19 protein-coding genes and 1 pseudogene are annotated in these 13,854 nt (G+C 48.8%); 13 read left to right on the top strand and 7 right to left on the bottom strand.

What is annotated here, in order from left to right; all coding sequences use genetic code 11:
* Nucleotides 1-36 precede the first annotated feature (36 nt).
* A complete protein-coding gene (locus NSQ37_RS11010; RefSeq protein WP_341123730.1) occupies nt 37-663 on the top strand; it encodes a pentapeptide repeat-containing protein in 627 nt (208 codons plus the stop codon).
* A gap of 7 nt (nt 664-670) precedes the next feature.
* Here the strand turns inward: NSQ37_RS11010 and pdxR are convergent, their stop codons facing one another.
* On the bottom strand, nt 671-2,113 hold the full coding sequence (gene pdxR, locus NSQ37_RS11005; protein ID WP_253613106.1) for a MocR-like pyridoxine biosynthesis transcription factor PdxR: 1,443 nt from the start codon (nt 2,111-2,113) through the stop codon (nt 671-673).
* Between the two features lie 125 nt (nt 2,114-2,238).
* Here pdxR and NSQ37_RS11000 point away from each other — a divergent pair.
* Both NSQ37_RS11000 and NSQ37_RS10995 read left to right on the top strand, forming a co-directional pair.
* Nucleotides 2,239-2,847, top strand: a pseudogene (locus NSQ37_RS11000) (LysE/ArgO family amino acid transporter).
* A 53-nt stretch (nt 2,848-2,900) separates the two neighbouring features.
* A complete protein-coding gene (locus tag NSQ37_RS10995) occupies nt 2,901-3,395 on the top strand; it encodes a DinB family protein (protein WP_015239546.1) in 495 nt (164 codons plus the stop codon).
* A gap of 143 nt (nt 3,396-3,538) precedes the next feature.
* On the opposite strand, the gene NSQ37_RS10990 is transcribed toward NSQ37_RS10995, so the two are convergent.
* Nucleotides 3,539-4,402 carry an AraC family transcriptional regulator gene (locus tag NSQ37_RS10990; RefSeq protein WP_283888110.1) on the bottom strand — a complete coding sequence of 288 codons (864 nt, stop codon included), beginning with the start codon at nt 4,400-4,402 and terminating at the stop codon, nt 3,539-3,541.
* Nucleotides 4,403-4,524: 122 nt separating this feature from the next.
* On the opposite strand from NSQ37_RS10990, the gene NSQ37_RS10985 reads away from it, so the two are divergent.
* On the top strand, nt 4,525-5,892 hold the full coding sequence (locus tag NSQ37_RS10985) for an MATE family efflux transporter (RefSeq protein WP_043021379.1): 1,368 nt from the start codon (nt 4,525-4,527) through the stop codon (nt 5,890-5,892).
* Nucleotides 5,893-5,926: 34 nt separating this feature from the next.
* On the opposite strand, the gene NSQ37_RS10980 is transcribed toward NSQ37_RS10985, so the two are convergent.
* Both NSQ37_RS10980 and asnB read right to left on the bottom strand, forming a co-directional pair.
* Nucleotides 5,927-6,667, bottom strand: coding sequence for a squalene/phytoene synthase family protein (locus NSQ37_RS10980; protein WP_076423861.1), 741 nt, complete (start codon nt 6,665-6,667; stop codon nt 5,927-5,929).
* Between the two features lie 85 nt (nt 6,668-6,752).
* Nucleotides 6,753-8,594, bottom strand: a complete 1,842-nt coding sequence (asnB, locus tag NSQ37_RS10975; RefSeq protein WP_326364976.1) for an asparagine synthase (glutamine-hydrolyzing) — start codon at nt 8,592-8,594, stop codon at nt 6,753-6,755.
* A 175-nt stretch (nt 8,595-8,769) separates the two neighbouring features.
* Here asnB and NSQ37_RS10970 point away from each other — a divergent pair, with 175 nt between their 5' ends.
* Nucleotides 8,770-9,312 (top strand): DUF2777 family protein, encoded by a 543-nt coding sequence (locus tag NSQ37_RS10970; protein WP_038456447.1) that lies wholly within the window; start codon nt 8,770-8,772, stop codon nt 9,310-9,312.
* A 35-nt stretch (nt 9,313-9,347) separates the two neighbouring features.
* Nucleotides 9,348-9,581 carry a hypothetical protein gene (locus NSQ37_RS10965; RefSeq protein WP_186302953.1) on the top strand — a complete coding sequence of 78 codons (234 nt, stop codon included), beginning with the start codon at nt 9,348-9,350 and terminating at the stop codon, nt 9,579-9,581.
* Here the strand turns inward: NSQ37_RS10965 and NSQ37_RS10960 are convergent.
* On the bottom strand, nt 9,578-9,934 hold the full coding sequence (locus NSQ37_RS10960; protein WP_007409161.1) for a YisL family protein: 357 nt from the start codon (nt 9,932-9,934) through the stop codon (nt 9,578-9,580). The two genes, NSQ37_RS10965 and NSQ37_RS10960, sit on opposite strands and share 4 nt — an antisense overlap.
* 93 nt (nt 9,935-10,027) lie before the next feature.
* Nucleotides 10,028-10,933 carry a fumarylacetoacetate hydrolase family protein gene (locus NSQ37_RS10955; RefSeq protein ID WP_326364975.1) on the bottom strand — a complete coding sequence of 302 codons (906 nt, stop codon included), beginning with the start codon at nt 10,931-10,933 and terminating at the stop codon, nt 10,028-10,030.
* A 217-nt stretch (nt 10,934-11,150) separates the two neighbouring features.
* Between NSQ37_RS10955 and NSQ37_RS10950 the strand changes: the two genes are divergently transcribed.
* The 7 genes from NSQ37_RS10950 (at nt 11,151) to NSQ37_RS10920 (ending at nt 13,505) form a co-directional block, all read left to right on the top strand.
* On the top strand, nt 11,151-11,366 hold the full coding sequence (locus NSQ37_RS10950; RefSeq protein ID WP_007409163.1) for an aspartyl-phosphate phosphatase Spo0E family protein: 216 nt from the start codon (nt 11,151-11,153) through the stop codon (nt 11,364-11,366).
* 189 nt (nt 11,367-11,555) lie between these two features.
* Nucleotides 11,556-11,777 (top strand): spore germination protein, encoded by a 222-nt coding sequence (locus tag NSQ37_RS10945; RefSeq protein ID WP_003155135.1) that lies wholly within the window; start codon nt 11,556-11,558, stop codon nt 11,775-11,777.
* A 12-nt stretch (nt 11,778-11,789) separates the two neighbouring features.
* A complete protein-coding gene (locus tag NSQ37_RS10940; RefSeq protein ID WP_007409164.1) occupies nt 11,790-12,026 on the top strand; it encodes a spore germination protein GerPB in 237 nt (78 codons plus the stop codon).
* Between the two features lie 35 nt (nt 12,027-12,061).
* Complete coding sequence (locus NSQ37_RS10935) at nt 12,062-12,679, top strand: spore germination protein GerPC (protein ID WP_003155139.1); 618 nt, start codon at nt 12,062-12,064, stop codon at nt 12,677-12,679.
* On the top strand, nt 12,676-12,852 hold the full coding sequence (locus NSQ37_RS10930) for a hypothetical protein (protein WP_003155141.1): 177 nt from the start codon (nt 12,676-12,678) through the stop codon (nt 12,850-12,852). The genes NSQ37_RS10935 and NSQ37_RS10930 overlap by 4 nt, the downstream gene beginning before the upstream one ends.
* A complete protein-coding gene (locus NSQ37_RS10925) occupies nt 12,852-13,247 on the top strand; it encodes a spore germination protein GerPE (RefSeq protein WP_007610514.1) in 396 nt (131 codons plus the stop codon). The genes NSQ37_RS10930 and NSQ37_RS10925 overlap by 1 nt, the downstream gene beginning before the upstream one ends.
* Before the next feature lie 39 nt (nt 13,248-13,286).
* The gene (locus NSQ37_RS10920; RefSeq protein ID WP_003155143.1) at nt 13,287-13,505 is read left to right on the top strand and encodes a spore germination protein; all 219 of its coding nucleotides are present in this window, start codon (nt 13,287-13,289) and stop codon (nt 13,503-13,505) included.
* A 43-nt stretch (nt 13,506-13,548) separates the two neighbouring features.
* Here NSQ37_RS10920 and NSQ37_RS10915 read toward each other — a convergent pair whose 3' ends face one another.
* A complete protein-coding gene (locus tag NSQ37_RS10915) occupies nt 13,549-13,842 on the bottom strand; it encodes a hypothetical protein (RefSeq protein ID WP_003155144.1) in 294 nt (97 codons plus the stop codon).
* Nucleotides 13,843-13,854 lie beyond the last annotated feature (12 nt).

The raw sequence follows: 13,854 nt of genomic DNA, 5'->3' as shown, positions 1-13,854 counted from the left end.
CGTTTTCAGCTATTAATTCAGAAAAGGAAGTATGAGATGAATACGATCCAAAAACCGAAAATCCCGAAAGAATTGCCGGTGCTTTCTTTCACAGAAGCGCTTCAGGACGACCTCATAAAAGAAGTCGTCATAGAAAACGCCGTCGTAAGCGGCAAACTGGACGGCCTGCGCGCCGAAAAAGTCATTTTCAGAAACACCGTTTTTACGGATGTCTCTTTCAGACATATGGAATGTACGGATGTCCTGTTTGACAAATGTGATGTCTCAAACGCTGATTTCAGCGGAAGCATCATCCATAGAACGGCGTTTCAGCATTCAAAACTTCTCGGCTTGAATCTGGCGGATTCCGCCATGCGTCATGTACGGTTTGAAGACTGCCTCGCAAATTACAGCTCCTTCAGCTATTCCAATATGAAGCATGTCCGGTTTGACACGTGCGCTCTTACAGAAAGTGAGTGGAATGATGCCGTTCTTGAATACACAGATCTTGACGTCTGTGATTTGAACGGCGCAAACTTCATCGGCACGTCTCTTTTTAATATGGATATCAGCACGTGCTCATTTGATCATCTGCACGTCTCACTTGAGAAGCTGAAAGGATGCCGCATCTCTCCGTCTCATGCCATTACATTTGCAGAAGCACTCGGAGCCATTGTGACGTGATCTTTTATTAAACGAAACGGCGGGCGATGTCCGCTATCGTTTGAATGCCTTTTTCCAAGTCCGGTAAGGATGCGTATGAATAGGAAAGACGCAGGCTTTGCCGGTCTTCGGGAAGATAGAGAGCTCCCGGATTGATCAGCACGCCGGCCTCCAAGGCACGGGTGAAAAGCGTCTGAACGGCGATTGCTTGATGAAAAGTGACCCAAATATAAAAGCCCCCCTCCGGCACACGCCACTCCGCAATATCTCCCGCGTATCTTTCAAGAGAACGCAATGCCGCATCTCTTCTGATTTTAAGTTCCTTTCTGAGACGCAAAAGGCGCGCTTCATAGCGGCCGCTTGACAGCCATTGACATGCCGCCCATTGAGATAAAGCACTGGAGCCGTAATCCGTCTGCATTTTAATATCGGCGAGCCTGTCTGCAACCGGCTCAGGGGCGACGACCCATCCGATGCGCAGACCAGGGCTTACGGTTTTTGACAGCGTGCCGACATACAGCACATTCCCCTCACCGTCCATGGATTTTAACGGAGGCGGCGGTTCTTTATCGATCCATAAATCACCGTATGCGTCATCTTCAATGACAGGCAGGCGGTGATTTCTTGCGAGGACGATGAGTTCCTTCCTCCGCTTGAGTGACATCACCGTTCCCGTCGGATTATGGAATGACGGAATGGTGTACAGCAGCCCTGCTTCGTATTGCCGCCGGTAAGCGGGAAGATGATCCGTTTTGATTCCGCTCCCATCCATCGGCACTCCCTTAAGCCTGACGCCCGCTGATTGAAACACACGCAGGGAATGGAGATACGACGGGTTTTCAGTCAGCATGACGGAGTTTGGTTTTAGCAGCCCGATTGAAATGAGCTGAAGCGCCTGCAGCGCGCCTGAGACGATTACGATGGATGCCGGGGACGCGTGAATCCCCTTTGTTTTCAAATGTTCCGCGACGCTTTGCCGAAGCTGCAGGCTGCCCTTCGGTTCTTCATAGCCGAGCGCAAAAATGTTAGTTCCCGCTTCACGGAACAGTTCGGCCATCTCCTGCTCAGGCAGCAGCTCTTGACTCAGTTCACCCGTCCCCAGCCTGATCAGATCCGGACGCGGCTCGTTTTGATTAATGGCCTGAATCAAGGATAAATTCGGCTGATGACTCCCCGATGTAACGTATGTGCTCCAATCAAGGGGCTTAGCCGCTGCCATGATGCTCCACGTATTGTTGACGACCTTTGTGCCTCCCCCTCTTTTTCCTTCCAGAAGACCTTGGGCGATTAACTCATCAACTGCTGCCGTCACTGTGCTTCGGTTGACCTGAAGCTCCTCGGCGAGCTTTCTTTGTGAGGGAATTTTCGTGCCGATGGTCCATTCGCCATGAAGTATTTTTTCTTTTATATGCTGTTCGATCTGGAGATAAAGCGGTATGTGCGACTCCCGATCCGGACGCCAGCTGTTCATACGTCATCCCTCCTTCTTTATTTATTATACATTTGGCTGGTTCAAGTACCAGCCAAATGGCCGGAGACATCAGCACACAGTGCGGCTACAATGAGATTTAGTTGACGATTGGAGGGTTTTACGAAATGAATGCCATTCTTCACGGAGTGATGCTCGCTTTCGGCCTTATTTTGCCATTGGGCGCGCAAAACGTGTTTATTTTTCAGCAGGGAGCCTGGTAAAAACATGTGTGGCAGGCATTTCCCGCAGTGATTGCCGCCGCGGTATGCGATACGATTCTCATCAGCGCGGCCGTCGCAGGCGTGTCAATGATTATTGCAGAGATTCCCGTTTTTCAGACCGTCATGCTTATAGGCGGCTTTTTGTTTCTCAGTTTTTTAGGCTGGCAGACTTGGAGAAGCAAACCGCAGGCCGAACAGGCGAGAGAAACGGTTTTCACGGCAAAAAAACAGGCGGTCACGGCCGTCATGGTATCCCTTTTGAACCCGCATGCGATTTTGGATACCGTCAGTGTCATCGGCACAAGCTCCGCCGCCTATCCGGGAATTGATAAATGGCTGTTTGCCGGTGCTTGTATCGCGGTTTCCTGGGTATGGTTCGCCGGACTGGCATTCGCGGGACGGCTCGTTCAAACGGCGGATACAGGAGGCCGGCTCCTCGGCATCCTGAATAAATGCTCGGCATTGGTGATGTGGGGTGCTGCTTTTTATTTTGCGGCGCTTTTGTTTCGATAAAAGGAATTCGGCCAGGCCATGTTGAATGTACCGGAAGAAGAGGGGGAATTGGAATGTCAGACATTTTAAAGCTGTATCACTACCACAGATGGGCAAATGAGCAAGTTATTCAGCATCTGAAGACGCTGCCCGCGGTCAGCTTACAGCAGAAACTGAAAAGTGTTTTTCCGACTGTGAACGCCGTGCTTGTGCATATATACCGGGCTGATTACATTTGGCTTCACGTGCTTTACGGAGAAACTTTCGAACAAATCGTCTCGCAGTTTGATCAATTTGAAAAGCTTGACGGAGATTTTGAGGCGATTGAACATAGAATGACTGAACTGGACAAAGAATTCAGCGAATTTTTAAAAGAAATGGAGAACCCGGAAGGTCCGATCTCTATTTCTCATCCGCGCCTGGGGACGCTTCAGACGACATATGCCGATGTGATCCGGCATGTTGTGAATCACGGCACATACCATCGCGGCAATATCACCGCGATGCTTCACCAAATGGGCTATAAAGGCGTGCCGACTGACTACATTTTTTTCTCATACGAATCATAAAAAAGCAAAGGCCTCCCGGGCCTTTGCTTTTTTACTTCGAATCTATCATAATCCGATATAGCCGGAGACGCCCGCTTTTTCGGCCACATCGTAAATTGTCATTTTCATGCTTACTGATCCCTCTTTTGTTCTCTGGTTTTAGGTCAGTCCGTTTTCCGGCTTACGAATTTGCGGTATTCAAGCGGCGAAATGCCTTCAATCTGTTTAAACAGTTTGGAAAAATAGGTCGGGTCCTCCATACCGATGGCGTCCGCGATCGCCCCCATTTTGTCATTGGTTGCGGACAAAAGACGTTTCGCCTCCGTCATTCTGACTTTGTTCGTATACTGGCCGGGCGTGACGCCGAGCACCTGCTGCATACAGCGGGTCACGTAGTCTTGGTTGTAATGAAGAGCCGAAGAGAGCGCTTTGATGGTTGTTTTCTCCTTGTAGTGCTCCTGCAGGTACCGGGCGGCCTCCCATGCGACTCTTTCCTTTGCGGACGGGATTTGGAACGCTTCCTTCTGAAGATGGAGCAGCAGCTCTTCAAACAGAATCTGCTTTCTGAGCGGCAGGTCGGAATTCTCGGCGCTGTCATCTGTCAGCACACTGAATTGCCCGGCCATAAACTGCGGGCGTCTCACCTTCCCTTTTTGCGGCAGGGACAGGCGGTAGCGGGACGGCTCTTCAAAGCTCCCTTTTTTTCGCCTCAGCTCCGACCAATTGTTCCCGGTTGTTTCCGCCATCTCATAAGCCGCTCCCTCAAAATGAAGCCACGAATAGGATGTCGTTTCTTCACTGCCTTTTGTCCCGTAATGTTCAAGGCCGGGAGAAAGCAGAATATATTCTCCCGCTTCAACGGAAAAGGCGTTTTCGTCTTCTGTAATGTAGAGGACGCCTTCTTTCACATACAGCAGATCAAACACCGGGAAGACCCGTCTCACATGGGTTTCGCCTTTTTTGAACACTCCTTCTCCCGCAGCGATAAAGACCGGGAACGGAGGAACTGTGAACTCGAGAAAGGACATATTTTCGGCCCTCCTTTTTAAGTCGGATTTTTGCAAGAAGTTTCGTTTCTCTCCCTTTTTATTATAAGAAAATGGAGGTACACTTTTAAACGTTGATTTTGTCAGGAAAGGGGTTAAAAGAAATGAAACAAGCGATTTTAAAACGGGCTGCGTTCAAACAATCCTCTGATCACAAACTCTCATTATACGCGCTGACTTGGCCGATATTTATTGAGGTTTCATTATATATGTTTATGGGAAACGCCGACACTCTTATGCTTAGCCAATACTCTGACAACAGTGTGGCGGCCGTGGGTGTCAGCAATCAGATTTTAAATTTAATTATCGTGATGTTCAGCTTTATCGCTACGGGTACGACAATTGTGATTTCACAGTTTTTAGGATCTAAACAGAAAAAAGAGGCGAAGGAAGTGGCTTATGTATCAATAGGAGCGAACTTTGTCATCAGTCTCGCCATCAGCGCCGCCATATTTTTTGCGGCCGTTCCGCTGCTTCATGTGATGGGTCTTTCCAATGAATTGATGCCGGATGCCAAAGTCTTTTTGCAGGTGGTCGGCGGGCTGTCCTTCATTCAGGCTTTGATTATGACGTTCAGCGCCATTTTAAAAAGCTACGGTCATACGAAGGATACGATGTTCGTTACGATCGGGATGAATATTTTAAATATTGCCGGAAACTTTCTTGTCATTTTCGGGCCGCTCGGCCTTCCGGTGTTAGGCGTCGCCGGTGTTGCGATGTCAACGTCCTTCGCGCGGATCATCGGGCTGATCGCGATGATTGTGATCGTCAAAAAACGCATCGGACTCGGTCTGACATGGCAAAAGATTTTTCACGTCCATAAAGAGCACTTGCGGAAACTCCTGAAAATCGGGATTCCGTCTGCCGGCGAACAGCTGTCTTACAACATTTCGCAAATGGTTGTCACTTATTTTATCGCCATTATGGGCGCTCAGGCGCTTACAACAAAGGTTTATACACAAAACATCACCATGTTTATCCTGCTGTTCGGAACGGCGATCAGCCAGGGCACACAGATTTTGATCGGCAGATATATCGGCGCCAAACGGTTTGACGACGCTTATGACCGCTGCATGAAAAGTCTGTACTGGGCGCTTGGCATTGCCGCTTTGACATCAGTGATCATGACTTTGTTTTCAAAGCAGCTGATCGGAATTTTCACAAGCAGCCCTGACATTATTGCGACGGCGAGCATGCTGATCGCCATGACGATCATTCTTGAGCCCGGCCGTTCATTCAATGTCATTATCATCAACTCGCTGCGGGCTGCCGGAGATGCAAAATTTCCCGTCTACATGGCGATGATTTCCATGTGGGGTATCGGACTGCCGCTCGCTTATCTGTTCGGCATTCATTTCGGATTAGGGCTTATGGGCATCTGGATTTCATTTATCGCGGATGAATGGGTCAGAGGCATTCTTATGTACAGAAGATGGCGGTCGCGGATTTGGATTCAAAAAGGGATTGCATAGACGCCCTGGCTTCGTTATGAAGCCGGGCGTTTTTTTATGCTTGTGAAAGCTGTTTTCTCATGTCACCGAGCTCTGACCGGTAATGTGCCGCTAAACCGGTAACGGCGGGCCTTGAGTATAACGGAAACAGCTCCAGCTCTTCAGACGCCTCCTCGAAATACGCCTCGGCCTCGAATGCGATGTACTCCCATACATTCATAAAAGCTTTGTTGACGGTATGGCTCTCCAGCTCTTCTTCCGTATAGCCGAATTGCTTCATCACCTGGCGCGGGAGACGCTTTTTCGCCCGCTCGTCCGTATGGACCTCCAGAAGCACCCGGGTCAGCTGAATGGCTGCTCCTAATGAAACGGCTGCATGGCGGAGTTTCTCTTGGTTCCGGCGCGCACAAACCGGCAGCAGCAGCAGGCCGAGGGCTCCGCCTGTTTGGCCCGCGTACATCAGCAGGTCATCAAACTCTTGATACGTTACTTTTTCTCTGTCAGAGATTTGGCCGGCGATAAACTCACGTAACGGCTCTTCTTCAAGCGCAAATTGCTGCCGCACATCGGCGAGCGCCTCCCACAAAAAGCCGTCGGCGCGGGACCCGTTCAGAAAGTCTTGTGCCGCCTGTTCAAATCCTCCAAGTTCCTGCACATCAAGCCGGTCAGCTTCGTGAAACAAAGCAAGCACCGCCCATGCGGCCCGCCTGTTTTTTGGCGGCAGGGATGAGAAAGTCCGTTTATATAAAGGAAAGTGCGCCTCGGCAAGCTGGGCGCATGTTTCGTATTCGGTCATGGTATCACTCCTCTGTTTTTTAGTGTACCATATGTTTCACAATAAAAAGACCGATATCCTTCAGCGGAAACCGGTCGCGGCACTGTTATTCTTCTATATCGATACGGTACGCCTCAAACCATGTATGGATCTGGGCAAGATGGGCGATCAGCTGCGGGCCTTTCATCAGCTGGCCGAACCACGGAACCTGAAAAGATGAACCTTCTGTCTCCAGCAGCATTTCCAGCTTCTTTCTGTCAAGCAGGGTGTGAAGCACGGAATCTTTCTGTTGTAAAATCGTTTTCAGCCATTCTGTGACCCCCTGCGTGTATTTCGGGTGATGCGTTTTCGGATAAGGGCTTTTTTTGCGGTACAAAATATCTTCAGGAAGCAGTCCTTCAAGCGCTTTCCGCAAGATGCCTTTTTCCCGGCTGCCATGCATTTTCATTTCCCAAGGAATATTCCAAACGTATTCCACAAGTCTGTGGTCGGCGAACGGCACCCGTACTTCAAGACTTGCGCCCATGCTCATTCGGTCTTTGCGGTCGAGCAGATTTGTCATAAACCAAAGCATATTTAAGTAAAACAGCTGCCGTCTCGTTTTATCTGTTCCCGTCTCACCGTCTAACAGCGGCGTTTCCGCAATGGTTTCTTCATATCTCGCATTCACGTATTCTCTAAGATTCAGCCGTTTTTGCCACTTTTCATCCAAGAGCGTGATCCTCTCCTCAGTCGACCTCATCCAAGGAAATCCGTCTTCTTCTGCCGCGGTGTGAAACCACGGATATCCGCCGAAAATTTCGTCCGCACATTCTCCGGAAAGGCTCACGACAAAATCTTTTTTAATTTCCCGGCAGAACCATAATAGCGAGGAATCAACATCAGCCATGCCCGGCAGGTCTCTGACGAGAACGGATTCCTCCAGATGTTCAACCAGCTGATCCTGCGTAATCACGCACTTATGATGCTGTGTGCCGAATGCATTTGTCATTTTATCGATCCACGGGCCGTCATCATTCGGCTGAAAGGCGCTCGCTTTAAAAAATTTGCTGTTCTCCTCATAATCAATTGAATAAGTATGAAGGGGATCTCTGCCTTGTTTCTCAAAATGAGCGGCGGCTATCGCGGTTATCGCGCTCGAATCAAGCCCCCCTGATAAAAACGTGCAAACCGGCACGTCAGATACGAGCTGGCGTGTCACTGCATCCTGAAATAAGTACCGAATGTGAGCCGCGGTTTCATCGAAGCTGTCTGTATGCTTTTCGCTCTTTACATTCCAATAACGCCATATGGACAAACCGTCCTTTGAGAAAGTGAACGCATGGGCGGGACGCACCTCGTGAATTCCTTTAAACACCCCGCAGCCCGGAGTTCTGGACGGCCCGAGTCCGAATACTTCCGCAAGTCCGCCGCTGTCTGTTCGGGCTTTCACATCAGGATGAGCAAGAATGGCTTTCAATTCCGACCCAAACAGAAAGGAAGAGCCGTGTTCTTTATAAAAAAATGGTTTGACGCCGAGCCGGTCTCTTGCCCCGAACAGCCGCTTGCGCTTTTCATCCCAGATGGCAAAAGCGAAAATACCGTTCAAGCGGTTCACGCACTCCTCCCGCCACTCAATATAGCTGTGCAGCAGCACTTCTGTATCAGAGGTCCTCTCAAAACGGTGGCCCCTCGCCTGAAGCTCCTTCCGCAATTCCTCCGTGTTATACAGCTCGCCATTATAAATGATGGTGTACGTTTCCTCTTGATGCGTGCAGGCCATCGGCTGGCGGCCGCCTTCAATGTCAACGACCGAAAGTCTTTTATGTCCGAATAAAACATGGGGCTCTCCCCAGACGTTTGAATCATCAGGTCCTCGTTTTGAAAGAGTGTCTATCATATTGTTCATAATATGTTTCTCTTGGACGAGCTGCTTTTGAAAATCGACCCAACCCGCAATTCCACACATGTGATATCAGCTCCAATCCCGTTTCTGTCGGTATCAAATTCGTTTCTATCAGCACTTTACCCAGTTTATGCAAAGAAACGCAGATAGTTGATTTGTCCCACTAAGAGTTGTATGAGACAAGCCCGATTTGGAAAGAACGGAAGAGAAGAAACAAACAAAGGAGACCGGCACGGTTATGAAACGAAAACAGCTTTTCTCAGAAAAAAACAAATGGGGTCGCGGCACCCTGATGATAGAGGACGGCATCTGCCTCGTCGAAAACGATGAAGGCGATATCCTGCTTGCAGACAGTCTAGGAAACGCAGACGTATTGATGAAACGCGGCGGCAGATGGCAGCCGGCACGGATTTGCGGCGGTGCGGCCGAAATCGGCGCAGACACCATCCCCCTGCTCGGCGGGGAAGAAATCCGTTATGAAAAGGCGGTCAAACGGCCGCTGTTAACCTTGCTCGATTCGCTGGACGATGAAACGTTTCTGCTGTTTCTCAGCCATCTTCACGGGTTCGGCCTGTCTGTATATGATTGCGTATTTTCCTACAATCAGGCGCTGTTTTCCGGTGAAGGCGTTTCGTTTTATCACTTCTCGGCGGATGACGCACAATGCGCCCTGCAGCATCACCGCGGCAGCTCGGGTAAACACGACAGATTTGAATGGACGGCATCTGACGGGCGGCGCTCCATTATGTATTCAGCGGCAAGACAAGACGGCACCGCGTAACAAACAGGCGGCACCTTTTAAATAGGTGCCGCCTGATGTATTTAGCTTTGTTTTTCACGCTGATTGACGCCCGGCGTTTGCTTTTACCCTTCACAGCCGTAGCTTTTGCGGTAGCAAGAGTGATTGACGCTTTTGGCATCCTGCAAATCTCCTTCGCCTCATCAACATCCCCCTGTCACGGCATTTCTCATTCAGCGGCACAGTTGCGCAGAATGTATGCGCAACTAAAAAAACCCGGATGCATCCGGGTTTTTCAAGCGATTGATTAAAATACGTGAAAGCCGATCGGCAAGTGAAGGCCGAGCAGCACTGTCAGGACGAGCACGATAATAAAACCGATCCACAGTCCGCCGGTTGATTTGCCTTTTTTCTTGCGGATGACGAGCATTTCCATCAGTCCGATGGTAATGATGCCGAGCAGCATTTTTCCGGCGTACTCTCCGTTCCAATTCGCAAAACGGACAAAAAGCTCAGCTCCGGTCAGAATAATAATAATGTAGAATAAGCGCAGAATCATATGCGTAATTTTTGCGCCCTTCGCTTTTCCGGAACCGTACAGCCCGTAGCTGACAAATACCAGGATAAGCGCAACGACCCATGAAGTAATATGCCAATGTGTCATTATGTTCAATTCCCCCTATCAGATCAATCTGCCTCACTTATGGTACCACAACAAGCCGATCGGAGCATTATCAATCGTGCGAAAGACACACAATTATCCGATTTGGTTCGACAGCGTGCCGATCGGTTCAATTGTAATGTCAATGCGGTCCCCCGGCTTTAAAAATTTCGGCGGCTTAAACCCTTTTCCGACACCGGACGGCGTCCCCGTCGCTATAATGTCACCGGCTTCAAGCGTCATTCCTTTTGACAGCGTTTCGATTAATTCAGCTATCGGAAAAATCATGTCACCCGTTGATCCTGATTGGCGCAGTTCTCCGTTCACCCGCGTTTCAACTTTCAGGCTTTGCGGATCACTGACGGCCGACTTATGTACAATGACCGGGCCCATCGGGCATGTCGTATCGAGGCTTTTGCCGATAAAAAACTGTTTATGTTTCTTCTGCAGATCGCGCGCTGTTATATCATTTACAATTGTATAGCCGAATATATGATCAAGCGCATGTTCTTTGGAGATGTGCGATCCGCTTTTTGATATGATTACCGCAAGCTCCCCTTCATAATCAAGCTGGTCCGTTACGTCCAAGTGGCTGTCCACTGTTTCTCCGTGTCCTGTAACGGCAGCGGGGGCTTTCGTAAAAACCATGGGATGCTCCGGTATATCCGCCTCACTCCCCATTTCAACAGCATGATCACGATAATTTTTCCCGATGCAGATCACGTTCTTTGAAGGTCTCGGAATAGGCGCGCAAAGCTTTACGTCAGACAGCGCATACATAAATGAACCCGACTCATCATTCGGTTTTTTCGCCCATTCCGCAAGCTGTCCGGCATGCGCGACAAACTTATCTCCTTTTTGAATGCACTCGATCAGCGAACCCGGAATCGTCTCAAGTTCAAACAATTTTTTTTCAGCCTTTTGCAGATCTAAGATTTTGTCATCATCAATGATCAGACCGACAAATGTTCGGCTGTTCAGTTCCCCTGTCGCAAATTTCATGTTAATCCCCCATCATTTTTAAATCTGGCATTCCTTTATGTATTCTTCCTCCGGACGGGAAATTCCTCTTTTAAACAGGCTGAAAATAAGTGTAAAAGAGTATCAAAAATTGTCACTTTTTTAGTCATATTGACGAAATAAAACCTTCTTGGCCAAAATGGGTTATACTATTGTCATCCTATGTTTTCCAAAATAATCGAGAATTGGAGATCACACGATGAACAAAATTGAAGAAAAAAGATTAACTTTATTCGAGACAGCGCAAAAATTCGGAATCAATGCAACGGAGACCATCAGGTGCAGCCAGGAGCTGGACAGCCTTTTAAACGGGTGCCGGGGCGGGCTCATCCAACAAACGAAAGACAGCGGGCTGAACCCGGCCGCACAGATTGAGCACGGCCGCACCGCAGGAAAAAAAGAGGCTTTCTCATAAACGTGATATGTATATAAATCTGTATCATTTATGTATAAGACCCGGCATGCGTAAAGCGCCGGTGTTTTTACATCTAAAGTTTTTTCCGCTCACAAAAATATGCATTTGTCATAAGCTATTTTAGGCAGGCAGCCCAGATAAGCTCCTGGAGTGTAGTCATGAAAATCTTCACGAAAAGGATGTGCTCGTATGCCCGCAATTGTCGGAGCGTTTAAAATTAATGCCGTCGGTACGAGCGGAGTCGTTCATATAGGCGACTGCATCACCATTTCTCCAAAAGCAGAGGTTAAGACATTTGCCGGAGCGGGCAGCTTCAATACCGGAGACAATCTCACACTGACGAATTACAGGAATTCAACGAATGTGTACGATAATGATGTAATCGATCAGCCGATGGCAGGAAACGCATAAAGGAGGCGCCGTATGAATTTTTACGTCAATCAGTCGATCCATATCAATTACATGCGTGTAGAATCTGTCAGCAATTCCTCCATACTGCAAATCGGAAGCGCCGGTTCAATTAAATCTCTTTCCAATCTGTACAACACAGGGAGTTATGTTGAGCCGGCGCCGCCTGTCACCGCGGGGCAGCAGACTGTAACAACAGGGGGAGGTCCCGGCACCTCATCATTTGTACCGCTCCAGCCGCCAAGCCGGTAGTTTTAATGAAGGAAACGAGACGCGAGGTGAATGTCATGTATGATCAATCCGTTTCATCCTACCTGCAGAATTTAAATTCTTTCGTCCAGCAGCAGGCGCAGCAGATTCAGGAGCTCGAACGGCAGCTGAAAGAATTCCAAAATGAAATTTCAACGCTGAAGCAGCAGCCTTCTACAAGAATCGATCGGCTCGAGTATAAATTTGATCAGCTGAAAATTGAACGGCTGGAAGGAACACTGAATATCGGATTGAATCCGACTGATCCGAATGCCGTGCAAAACTTCGAAGTCGGCCAGACATCTCCGCAGGTCGGAATGATGCAGCAGGAACAGGCGGGCCAGCAAATGCAGCAAATCCGCCAAAACGTCGATATGTACCTGAATGAAGAAATCCCCGCGCTTTTAGAGCAGCTCGAAACTCAGTATGAGAGCAGGCTGGACGAAACGAACAAATATCATATTATTGAAGATATCAGAAAGCAGATGGACAGCCGGATTCAGTATTATCTGTCCCATGTCCCGAAAGAAGAAAACACGGCGCCCGCGCAATATGCCGAGCAGATTGCCGAACATGTGAAGCGTGATATTGTCAGGGCCGTCGAGCACTTTATTAAGCACATACCTGGTGAAATGAAAGGTGATGATCCGTCATGATTTTTACAGTGATTAACCGGAATATTGAAGTCGGCGACATCCGGTCTACCGGTGTGTCCAGTTCTTCCTTATTATTAATCGGCGACACCGATTCCGTCTATCTGTCTTCCATCTTTGACACGCCTCCGGAATCTCTTATTATCGGGCCTTATGTGCCGCTGGCGCCGGAATAATGTTAAAGCGCATTTCACGCCTCCGGAACGCCAAAATCAATTCAGTCGGGATTGCGAGTGTCTTTCAAGCAGGCGATACGAATGAAATCAATATGCGGATCAAAGTATTGGCCGATCAGCGTACTATTGCCTTATACAGAGATGATGAAGGCTCATTTAACAAAAAAGAATACCAGATCTTTCGGCAGCCGGCCGTCATGCCGTTACCAGAAACGGGAGTCCAAAGCGCATTCTGCCATGAAAACCCTTCAATTCGGGTAAGGAATGTGAAAGTTCAAGGGGTATCGTCAGCGTCCGTAGTTCAAATCGGATCGACGTCGATCGTTCTGGGAGATTCGCGGCTGAAACATATTAGGCAGATTGTCACACCAAGCTCACAATCACAGCAGCCCTGACATATAATGACGGTGAGACTTCTATAAAGGGTGTCGTTTATGCCAGCAATTACCGGACCTATAGCTATCAATTCCATATCGGGCGGAGTCGTAAACTTTGGTGATTCCTTTTACCTTTCTCCAAAAAGCTCTTCTAAATCTGCGCTCGGTTCGGGAGCAGGCAATACCGGAGATTTCCTGTTATTAAACAACGTTGTCAATGCGACAAACTATATAGACCCCGATGTCAGCGATCAAAATGTGGTCGGAAACGCCTAAAAAGCAGCCGCTCTTTCAGAAGAGGGCTGCTTTTGGTTCAGCGTTATTTTCGTTCATTTGCTTTTTTTGTTTTTACAAGCTTTTCCGGCGGCTGTTTTCTGATCCATTTCACAAACCGCGCGAGTTTCGGGTCACGCCGCAGCTCTTCTATTCCCGCGAGCCTTGCCGCAAGCTCCTGATTCGTATAGAGAGCGTGAACCTGTTTATGACAAGGGATGCAGAGCATTGCGGTCGGAAGGAATGTCCCGCCTTCTTCCTTAGGCGTTAAGTGGTGCTCCGTCAGCCGCACATGATGGCGGCCGCATAATTCACATGTGCCCTCGGCAGAATCGGCCATGATTCCTTCTCC

The sequence above is a fragment of the Bacillus sp. FSL P4-0334 genome (assembly GCF_038004825.1).
Lineage (GTDB): Bacteria > Bacillota > Bacilli > Bacillales > Bacillaceae > Bacillus > Bacillus velezensis.
Note: the sequence above shows the minus strand (reverse complement) of the source record. Positions and strands in the feature narration are given on the sequence as shown.

Excerpts from the sequence above, each read along its gene's own strand:
- NSQ37_RS11010 (WP_341123730.1), top strand. The coding sequence starts at position 37 with ATGAATACGATCCAAAAACCGAAAATCCCGAAAGAATTGCCGGTGCTT.
- pdxR (WP_253613106.1), bottom strand. The coding sequence starts at position 2,113 with ATGAACAGCTGGCGTCCGGATCGGGAGTCGCACATACCGCTTTATCTC.
- NSQ37_RS10995 (WP_015239546.1), top strand. The coding sequence starts at position 2,901 with ATGTCAGACATTTTAAAGCTGTATCACTACCACAGATGGGCAAATGAG.
- NSQ37_RS10990 (WP_283888110.1), bottom strand. The coding sequence starts at position 4,402 with ATGTCCTTTCTCGAGTTCACAGTTCCTCCGTTCCCGGTCTTTATCGCT.
- NSQ37_RS10985 (WP_043021379.1), top strand. The coding sequence starts at position 4,525 with ATGAAACAAGCGATTTTAAAACGGGCTGCGTTCAAACAATCCTCTGAT.
- NSQ37_RS10980 (WP_076423861.1), bottom strand. The coding sequence starts at position 6,667 with ATGACCGAATACGAAACATGCGCCCAGCTTGCCGAGGCGCACTTTCCT.
- asnB (WP_326364976.1), bottom strand. The coding sequence starts at position 8,594 with ATGTGTGGAATTGCGGGTTGGGTCGATTTTCAAAAGCAGCTCGTCCAA.
- NSQ37_RS10970 (WP_038456447.1), top strand. The coding sequence starts at position 8,770 with ATGAAACGAAAACAGCTTTTCTCAGAAAAAAACAAATGGGGTCGCGGC.
- NSQ37_RS10965 (WP_186302953.1), top strand. The coding sequence starts at position 9,348 with ATGTATTTAGCTTTGTTTTTCACGCTGATTGACGCCCGGCGTTTGCTT.
- NSQ37_RS10960 (WP_007409161.1), bottom strand. The coding sequence starts at position 9,934 with ATGACACATTGGCATATTACTTCATGGGTCGTTGCGCTTATCCTGGTA.
- NSQ37_RS10955 (WP_326364975.1), bottom strand. The coding sequence starts at position 10,933 with ATGAAATTTGCGACAGGGGAACTGAACAGCCGAACATTTGTCGGTCTG.
- NSQ37_RS10950 (WP_007409163.1), top strand. The coding sequence starts at position 11,151 with ATGAACAAAATTGAAGAAAAAAGATTAACTTTATTCGAGACAGCGCAA.
- NSQ37_RS10945 (WP_003155135.1), top strand. The coding sequence starts at position 11,556 with ATGCCCGCAATTGTCGGAGCGTTTAAAATTAATGCCGTCGGTACGAGC.
- NSQ37_RS10940 (WP_007409164.1), top strand. The coding sequence starts at position 11,790 with ATGAATTTTTACGTCAATCAGTCGATCCATATCAATTACATGCGTGTA.
- NSQ37_RS10935 (WP_003155139.1), top strand. The coding sequence starts at position 12,062 with ATGTATGATCAATCCGTTTCATCCTACCTGCAGAATTTAAATTCTTTC.
- NSQ37_RS10930 (WP_003155141.1), top strand. The coding sequence starts at position 12,676 with ATGATTTTTACAGTGATTAACCGGAATATTGAAGTCGGCGACATCCGG.
- NSQ37_RS10925 (WP_007610514.1), top strand. The coding sequence starts at position 12,852 with ATGTTAAAGCGCATTTCACGCCTCCGGAACGCCAAAATCAATTCAGTC.
- NSQ37_RS10920 (WP_003155143.1), top strand. The coding sequence starts at position 13,287 with ATGCCAGCAATTACCGGACCTATAGCTATCAATTCCATATCGGGCGGA.
- NSQ37_RS10915 (WP_003155144.1), bottom strand. The coding sequence starts at position 13,842 with ATGGCCGATTCTGCCGAGGGCACATGTGAATTATGCGGCCGCCATCAT.